General features: G+C 43.3%; 1 protein-coding gene. It reads left to right on the top strand.

The features are described from left to right. Positions 1-336 precede the first annotated feature (336 nt). Positions 337-1,339: NAD(P)/FAD-dependent oxidoreductase (locus tag AC1DVB_RS27300; protein ID WP_477591953.1), on the top strand; the 1,003-nt coding region annotated here is incomplete at its 3' end.

The following is a 1,339-nucleotide window of genomic DNA, read 5'->3' as shown; positions in this document are numbered from 1 at the left end:
TATAAGCGTCCGTAAAACGCGATGCATTTTCTTTTTTAACTATGATGATATCCTCGGCGAGTAATTTATGCTTTTCTACATAATCCTTTTCTTCTTTAAATAACTCAATCTTGTTTTCGATTACGGATTCTGATATGTATGATTCCATTTGTTTTTTTAGCATGATACGTCCTCCTAGTGTCTTTTCAAGCTTTCGCAATTTCAATCATAGCATATTCAGTAAAGATAAAATAACTTTGTGAAAGAAATTACAATTTCAGATGTGGCAATCATTTCTGGTCTCCGATATAGTAGTGGTAAGCGTTTATACATATGAAAGAAATGAGATGTTGAATCATRCAAAAAATCATTGTAGTTGGTGCAGGAATTTTGGGAGCTTCCACTGCCTATCAATTGGCTAAAAATAAGGTTGAAGTGATCATTATTGACCGCCAAGATGTCGGTCAGGCAACATCTGCAGCTGCAGGAATCGTTTGCCCCTGGATATCGCAAAGGCGCAACCAAGCTTGGTATCTTCTTGCCAAAAATGGTGCGGCCTTTTACCCGGGTTTAATTGAAGAACTTGAACGGGACGGTGAAACCGAGACTGGGTATGACCAGGTAGGTGCCATAAGTCTGCATACAGATGAAGCTAAACTGAATGCCATGAAGAACCGGGCGGCAAAACGGCAAGAAGATGCACCGGAGATGGGGGCGATCACCTTACTTTCCGCAGAGGAAACACGTGCCTTATTCCCGCCTCTTTCCAGAGAATATGCAGCCGTTCATGTGAGTGGTGCAGCGCGGGTCAATGGACGTGCACTGCGTGATTCCTTATTGAGGGCTTCACAAAAATACGGTGCAAAACTTATGTATGGCGAAGCTAAACTTACATATAACGGTACTCAAGTGTCAGGTGTAACACTTAGAGATGAATTCATTCCTGCTGATAAAGTGATTGTTTGTGCTGGCGCTTGGGCACCGGAATTACTGAAACCACTGGGCGTGAATTTTCAAGTCACTTTCCAAAAGGCTCAAATCATTCATCTGGAAATGGCAAATGAAAATACAAATAAATGGCCTGTAGTCATGCCTCCGAGTGATCAATATCTTTTGGCTTTTGATAATAATAAAATCGTTGCGGGGGCGACTCATGAAAATACGGAAGTTTTCGATAACCGAATGACCGCAGGAGGGCTGCAGGAGGTTTTCAACAAAGCCTTGCAAACCGCCCCCGGTTTGACAGATAGCACGTTTGTTGAAGCAAGGGTCGGATTCCGTCCATTCACGCCGGGATTCCTTCCCGTCATGGGACCTTTACCTGGCTGGGGAGGCATAATCGTAGCCAATGGTCTTGGAG

It is taken from the genome of Peribacillus sp. P4_D6 (genome assembly GCF_056401795.1).
This window is presented reverse-complemented; position numbering and strand designations above follow the sequence as displayed.